The following is a 7,707-nucleotide window of genomic DNA, read 5'->3' on the forward strand; positions in this document are numbered from 1 at the left end:
CACCGCCAGGTCACGTTCGGTGCTGGTGAATTCCACCCGATAGCGGAACGGCCGGCTTAGGTATTCGTGGCCTTCGAACGCCAGGACATCGAGCCGGACGTCGACGTTGCGCACGCTCAGCTGATGCCGGCTGTGGTCGAAGAAGTTTTGCAATCCGCCAGCCATGCTCACACCTCCGAGGCAACGGACTGAGCCGTATATTGAACATCGGTGAACTGCAGACTGATGCCTTCATCATCGGTGTAACCGAGGCTCACGCCCTGGGTGCGCTGACGAGTTGCCCGACGCTCCAGCAGTTGCTGACTAAGTACAGGCAGAATCTGTTCGTTGAGCAGGCTGTCGATGTTGCGCGCGCCGGAGTCGGGCAGCAGGCAAGCGGCAACCAAGGCATCGTTCAGCGCATCGTCAGTCTGGCAGGCCAGGCCGTAATGGCGGTGCAGGCGCTTGGCGACCTGGGCCAGCTTGATCGCGACAATGCGCTTGAGCGCGTCGGCTTGCAGGGGGCGATAGATCAGGGTCTGGAAACGGGCGAGCAATGCGGGCTGAAAGTGCTCGCGCAGGACGGGGCGCAGCAGTTCGTGCAGCACGCTGTCCGGTGCATCCGGTTGTTCCTGCACACAGGTTTGCAGCAGGTCGCTGCCCAGGTTGGACGTCATGAGTATGACGGTGTTGCGAAAGTCGATCTCGCGCCCTTCGCCGTCGCGCATGAAGCCGCGATCAAAGACCTGATAGAACAGATTCAGTACGTCGCGATGGGCTTTTTCCACTTCGTCGAGCAGCACAACGCTGTAGGGCCGGCGGCGCACGGCTTCGGTGAGCACGCCGCCCTGCCCATAGCCGACGTAGCCGGGCGGCGAGCCCTTGAGCTGGCTGACGGTGTGAGCTTCCTGGTACTCGGAAAAGTTGAGGGTGATCAGCGACTTTTCGCCACCGAACAGACTGTCGGCCAGGGCCAGGGCTGTTTCGGTCTTGCCCACGCCACTGGTGCCGACCAGCAGGAACACGCCCAATGGCGCCTGATCGTTGGTGAGGCCGGTTCTGGCCGCGCGCAGGCGCTGGGCCATGGCGCTCAAGGCGGGGGCCTGCCCGATAACACGCTCGCCCAATTGTTGCTCCAGCATCAGCAGATTGACCTGTTCGTCCTTGAGCAAACTGCCCAGGGGCACCCCGGTCCAATCGGCAATCACTTGCGCGACGCTGCGTGCATCGACATCCAGCGACAGCAATGGTTGATTGCCCTGGACCTCGCTCAACTGCCCCTGCAGCTGCGCACAGGTTTCCCGCTGCGGCGGCTGCGCCTGACGCGCATCCAGCAGTTGCCGGGTCAGGTCAAGTTCATGCCGGTATTGCTGCTCCAGGGCAACGGATTGGCGTTGCAGGTTGGCGTGCTGTGCGGCAATTGCGGTCAGGCGCTCACTGGCGCCGTCGCCGCCAAACCGCTGATCCTGCTCCAACGCTTGCCCCTCGAGTTCCAGGGCTCGTTGCCGAGCGCGCAAGCGCATCAACGCCTGCGGCTCGCAGTCCAGGCTCATGCGCACCCGGGCACTGGCGGTGTCCAGCAGATCCACCGCCTTGTCCGGCAGTTGACGGCCGGTGAGGTAGCGCCGCGACAGGCTGACCGCAGCCTGCACCGCCGTATCCTGGATGTGCACACCGTGATGGGTGGCGTACCGTCCCTTGAGCCCGCGCAACATCAAGCTGGCGTTGGCATCATCCGGCTCATCCACCTTGACCCTCTGGAAGCGTCTTTCCAGGGCAGCGTCGCGCTCGAAATACTGCTTGTACTCGCTCCAGGTGGTAGCGGCGATGGTGCGCAACTCGCCACGGGCCAAGGCGGGCTTGAGCAGGTTGGCCGCGTCGGCGCCGCCGGCCTGGTTGCCCGCACCGATCAGGGTATGGGCCTCATCGATAAACAACAGCCCCGGTTGTTCCGATTGCTGCACGGCGTTGATGACGTTTTTCAGCCGTTGTTCGAACTCGCCTTTGACGCCGGCGCCGGCTTGCAACAACCCCAGGTCCAGGGTGCGCACGCTGACCCGTTTGAGACTGTCCGGCACATTGCCTTGGGCAATGCTCAGCGCCAAGCCTTCGACCAGTGCCGTTTTGCCAACACCGGGCTCACCGACCAAGAGCGGGTTGTTCTTGCGCCGACGGCTGAGAATATCGATGACCTGGCGGATTTCGTCGTCACGCCCAAACACCGGGTCGATCTTCCCTGCTGCCGCCTTGGCGGTAAGGTCCTGTGTGAATCTGTCCAGCACCGCTTGCAACGCGTCATCTTTTTGGGTGCCGGTTGGAAGAACAGTGAGCTCATCCGAGGACGTGACAGAACCGTCCAGCTCGGCTGACGCTTGCAACTGCGGGCGCTCCTCGGATGTTTGATCCAGCAGTGCAGTGAGGCGCTGCAACTGAGCCTCGCTCAGGCTCAATAACGGCCAAGCGGCTTCACACGCCAGCAGGCTGGGTGTGTCCATCAACGCGCTGAGCAGATGGGCAGAACGCAGGCTGTTATTGTTATCGTCCAGCGAGGCAAGCAACCAGGCGTTCTTGATCAGTTGCTGCAACGAATCCGACAATTGCGGCTTGATCTGCACACTGCGTGGCAATCGATCAATGTGGTCTAACAGCCCCTGCCATAACGCGTCCAGATTCCATTCATAACGACGCGCAATCACCGTCAGGTCTCCCTCCCCTTGCCCCAGCAATTTGAGCAGCCAGTGCTCAATGGTGATCTGTGCGTGTGCTCGGGTTTGGCACAGCGAGGCCGCCGCACTCAATGCTTGGGCGCAGTAAGGGTTAAGGCGGCGAAGCAAGCGGGTGGAATGGGGTGCCATAGGGTTACATCCTTGTTCGGGGTTCTGGGTGTGTCGTCGATAGACCGGCCATGGTTTTGCAATGCGATGTGTTTGGCTGAACGCCCGCGAACGGACGCTCAGCCCAGCACACCGCCAGCAGCAGGCAAGCGTCTGCCTGCTGCTGCACACGCATCACGCGCTCTGGCGCTCGTTCCACGAGTCGGAGTGGATGATGTTGCCGTCCTTGTAGGTCCAGGTAACCTTCTCGTAGCGCAACTCAACCTGCTCCAAGTGGTTGTGTTTCTCTTTGCTGGCGTCCTTGACGTCGTGCATTTTCGGCGCGACTTTCACCACCTTGACGTCCTCCAGCTTGGTAATGAAATACTCCACCTCCTGCCCCGCATCATCGATGCGGTACCACTTGAACTCAGCGCTCTTGAGGGTTTGCCCAGTGGTCACGGCTTTGTAAAGGTAAGGGCTGGACGCATCGATTTCCTTGGTAAATAGAAACGGCGTGTGTACCCGCGTACCGGTCAACTTGCCGGTGTTGTTGTCAGTCGGGATGTACAGGCTGTGATCCTGGGCGACGACTTCAATACTGCCTTCGCGCTTTTGCACATCCACCGACCCCTTGATGTTTGCGCCGCCGTCATCTTGCAGCCAGAGGTAAACGGGAATTGCCATGTGAAGCTCCTTTTCTTGGGGATTTAAATGTCGCTGGATGCGACAGGGGGTTGTCTGTCCGGTCCGTGAGTAGAGAGCGCGCACGCCCCTGCCTCGGGTACCAGACGGATATCAACGCGGCGGTTGGCTGCACGCCCCGCCTCAGTGTCATTAGTTGTGATCGGTTGGCTGGCCCCGAAGCCCTGCACCGCAAAGCAGCTCTCGGGAATGCCACCCATCTGCTGCATCCAAGCATGCACGGCCGCTGCGCGGGCGTGGGACAGCTGAAGGTTGCGCTGCGGATCGCCCGTGGCGTCGGTGTGCCCCGCGATCACAATCAGCCAGCCTGGCTGTGCCTTGATGTCGACCAGTGCATTGACCAGCACCTTGGTCGAGCCGGGCTTGAGTTGGGCGCTGCCGGTTGCGAACAGCGACAGGCTGTTCAGTCGCACCGGTGTTGCGATGCGCACGGGGATCGCAGTCGGCGCAGGTTCAACATGAGCGGCCAGTACCGCCAGCAACGGCGCGCGCAGGCGTTCGCCGCGATACAGACCCAGGCCCAATGCCAACGGCACGCCGTTGCGGTAGTAAGCGTCCAGACGCTGGGCGTCCTGACGAAGAACGGTTACGGCATCTTCTCGCACAAGAAATTCGCGCTGCTCGCGCCGGCTCGGCTGGGGAATCGAGGCATAGCGCCGTAAGTCATCGCTGACTTGGCGCACCAACAAGGTGTTCTGCCACGCCGAGCTTGCGAGTGCGACGACACCGGCGACGGCGAACAGCCACAGTGCCAAGATGCTTGCCCTCTGCACCGGAGAGCGCCGCGGGCCGAGCGCGAGCAGGTCGAGCAACGCGTCCGGGAAAGGCAAGACCGCATCCGCCACTGCCGACCTGTTGTCAGCCAAAGCCACTCTGCTGCGCAACCACTGCTGCCACAGGTTGCCCTCTGCCGAATAGGGCAAGGTCGGTACCAGCCTGAGGGCGCACACCGTGGCCAACCCTGGGGAGCGGCGAGTGGAAAGGTGCGGCAACACCGCTTCATGCAACCAGGCCACAACACTGTTCAGCTGCACACCGGCACGCATCCGCGCCGATTGTACGGACGAGTCGGCGCTGTGCTGCTGCCACTCATCCAGCCTGACGCTGGCGCCCGCTTCACGCACAAGGGCGTCCACCTGGTCATTGCCCCAACTGAACCAGGGCGCCTCGCCCTGCAAGGTTTGCAGGTAGCTCAGCAGCAATAATGGCAGGCTAATGCCGCGTTTACGTACCAGGGACAGTTGGTGGCCGAAGGCCCGCACCTGCCCGGCGAGTACAGCGCTATCACTGTGCGCGCCGGGATTAACGATGAACATCACACTGAGTTGCGTGCGCCAGCCTGGGCGTAGCGCCAGGACCCCATCGGCGACGGCCAGCAGTTGCTCCAGGCTTGGCACACGCACGTAACACCCTTGTTCGGTCACGCGCAGGGCCATTTGTTCGGCCGGCACCCGGCCGAACAATCCCTCCAGGCCATCACCGCAGACCAGTACCACAGGATGACGAAATGCCGCTGGCGGGAGGACCTTGTCAGCGTCCAATGAAACCAATCCACCGTGCTGAACTGCGCGATGCCCTAACACTGCCCAGGCCCAGGCAACGCAACTCACTGCGATCAACACGCCTAAAGCTCGCGCCCACATTCCGAGCGGGCTGATGCCGAGCAAAGCCAAGGCCAGAGCGCCCGCCCACAGGCAAAGGGCTCGATGCAGGTTCAAGGTCATCTCGCCCTCACCCCTGGTCCGACAAGAGCGAAGCAACAGCGTCGCTCAATAGATGATCCAAGCCCCACCAGGCCGCGGTCAGCAGCACCCCACCGCCACTACATGGGTCAGCGGTGATCGCAGCCAAGCCCGGCCTGCCATCAGCTCATTGCCACTGGGCTGCGTGACCAAGCGTTGACTGACCTTAAGCGGTGTAGTCTGCGCACCGAGGGAAACCAATAGCTGCTCACGCTCGGGATCGTTCAGGTCACGGTAGCGACCGCGGAACCCCAGCATCAGAACCCGCTGAAACGCCGTCAGCACATGCACGTCCGGCGCTGGCTCGCGCAGGACGTCGCGCATGTCCTCGTACAGAAATTCACCCGCCTGGTGACGATTGAAAAATTTTGTCTGCAACGGTTCACTGGCCCAGTTGGTATGCGCCTCACCGTCAGCACAGGTGAGCACGGTTTCGTCGAGCAACGCGCATTGCGCATGAGTGATGTGGTCGATGCTGCGCGGGCTCAGGCCCGCAAGCTTGAGCCGTTGGCGTACCCGTTCGACCTGCGCCATGCAAAGCTGCGACAGTTCCGGCCCACTTGGCACCCCGGCCCCCTGGCGTAACTCAACCACCAGCAGGTAGGTGTCCTGCAACAACGCATCGATATCCACTGTTGCAGTATTTTCTTGGGTGGCAGTCCGGTTCATGAGCGCAACACCGCAAACAGCTCAAGCTTCACATCGGCCAAGGTACTTGGCACATAGAACGCGCAGACCCCTTCGTCGAGCACGGCCTGCCCCCTGGGGTGGCCCAGATTCAGCGCGAAATACTGGTTCTCCAGACGTAATGGAATAGCGGCGGGCACATGGCTGAGAGACTGCAATGGAATGCCGTCGAGGGCGGCGTTGACCAGGTCATCGACCTCGTCCGGGGTTCCGATTTTGCACAGGCGCGGGAACTGGTCCTGCAACTGCGCGGCCGGTAGTCGGCAGCGCACCGATAGATAGAAATCAGCACCGTCATGCTCACGTAGACGCGGTTCACTCAGCGTGACCTGCCAGCGATTGGCGCCATGCGCCTCCAACTGCAAGGCAATTACCCGAGAGGGCAGGCTGGCCTCAAGCAGCAAGGAAACAGTGTGCATCAAGGGTGGGAATACGCTCTCGAGATGCTCGTGCCGGTAGCCTGGAATTCTGTCGATATCGTGTTCCAACGAGAACGTCAACAGACTGCCGGCCAGCTTGATCAGTTGCTGATAAACCTGCTCCGGGTGACGTTCGGGGAACTCACACAGGTCCGCCAATACCGGTTGATAGGTATTCAAGGCATTGAGCAGCCAGAACAGCGAGACGTCCGCAACGGCAAAGTCGGCCATGCGCTGATTGCTTTCCCGGCGCATCCCCATAAGCCTTTGTCGCTTGGCCGATAGCTGCGTCAACAGGTTATCCAGCTGATTCAACAACCCCGCATGGGCAGCGAAGCTCAGCAGCGGCGGCACGTAGCTGGCATCCAGGCTCCAGGCACCCTGCGCGTCGCGCATCAGACGCGCGACCGGACAGGTCAGGTAATCAGCGTTGTCGTTGGTGTGCAGGCGCAGGCTCAGCGCGTGCTCCAGCACGCCGATCGACTGCACCTCATCCGCGTAGATGTCTTGCACTTCGCGCCAGGATTGGCAATAGCGTGTCGGTCGATCGGCTCTGCCCTCTGCAAACAAGCAGTTGTTGCCGTTGGCCTGCTCCAAAGGCAAGGCCAGGTGCACTAACGCTTGCTCACCGTCGTTTGTGAGCAGTTGCGCCAACGCCACAGCCGGAGGCAGCCGGTCCACCTGCTCAGTATCGATCCAAGTGCCATCGGGCAGCCTCAGACGAAGTTGAGTTGCCTTGAGTTTGCCCAGTCGCAGCGCGTCCAAGTCGAAGCCCACGGCCTGGACACCCCAAGGGTGCGCCAGGCTCAGACGAGAGAGCTGTTCGTTGGCCCAGGCCTCCCAGCGCGCCTGTTGCTGGAATTGCTGCGGAGACAGCAACGCCCCGGCGGCCCATAGAGGGCGATCGATCTTCATGGCATCGTTTCCTTACGACTGAATCAGGCTTTGGCCTTGGGCATCTGCGAAACCAACGACAGGTTCACGTCCATACCCTCGACCTGGAAGTGCGGCACGGCGTACAACTTGACCCGGAAGAAACCGGGGTTGTCCTCGATATCCTCCACCGTCACCTTCGCGTCCCGCAGGGGGTGTGAGGCCTGCAGGTCATCGCCGGGATCGGTCATCTCGGTCACCAGGCCACCGATCCATTTGTTCAGTTCAAGCTCGAGCAAACGCCGGTCCTTGGTCGTGCCGATGTTTTCGCGCTGGATCAGCTTCAGATAATGGGCAATGCGTGAAAGCAGAAAAATGTAGGGCAGGCGCGCATTGATTCGACTGTTGGCGGTGGCGTCGGCCGTGTCGTACAGCGCAGGTTTTTGCGCAGAGTTAGCCGAGAAGAAACACGCGTAGTCGCGGTTCTTG

General features: G+C 61.4%; 4 protein-coding genes and 2 pseudogenes. All 6 read right to left on the reverse strand.

Annotation, left to right across the window (positions count from 1 at the left end; genetic code table 11):
• Positions 1–167: 167 nt before the first annotated feature.
• Entirely contained in the window at positions 168–2,834 is a 2,667-nt protein-coding gene (tssH, locus tag Q1V60_RS14585) for a type VI secretion system ATPase TssH (protein ID WP_300631506.1), read from the reverse strand.
• A 153-nt stretch (positions 2,835–2,987) separates the two neighbouring features.
• Positions 2,988–3,479: an Hcp family type VI secretion system effector gene (locus tag Q1V60_RS14590; RefSeq protein ID WP_300631508.1), complete on the reverse strand. Its 492-nt coding sequence runs from the start codon at positions 3,477–3,479 to the stop codon at positions 2,988–2,990.
• A 23-nt stretch (positions 3,480–3,502) separates the two neighbouring features.
• Positions 3,503–5,038 (reverse strand): OmpA family protein, encoded by a 1,536-nt coding sequence (locus Q1V60_RS14595; RefSeq protein ID WP_300631510.1) that lies wholly within the window; start codon positions 5,036–5,038, stop codon positions 3,503–3,505.
• Between the two features lie 190 nt (positions 5,039–5,228).
• Positions 5,229–5,908 (reverse strand): annotated as a pseudogene (gene tssL / locus Q1V60_RS14600) (type VI secretion system protein TssL, short form).
• Positions 5,905–7,260: a type VI secretion system baseplate subunit TssK gene (tssK, locus tag Q1V60_RS14605; RefSeq protein WP_300631512.1), complete on the reverse strand. Its 1,356-nt coding sequence runs from the start codon at positions 7,258–7,260 to the stop codon at positions 5,905–5,907. Before tssK ends, tssL begins: the two are co-directional and overlap by 4 nt.
• Positions 7,261–7,283: 23 nt before the next feature.
• Positions 7,284–7,707 (reverse strand): annotated as a pseudogene (locus Q1V60_RS14610) (type VI secretion system contractile sheath large subunit); the annotation flags it as partial.

Source organism: Pseudomonas sp. (assembly GCF_030147005.1).
Taxonomy (GTDB): domain Bacteria; phylum Pseudomonadota; class Gammaproteobacteria; order Pseudomonadales; family Pseudomonadaceae; genus Aquipseudomonas.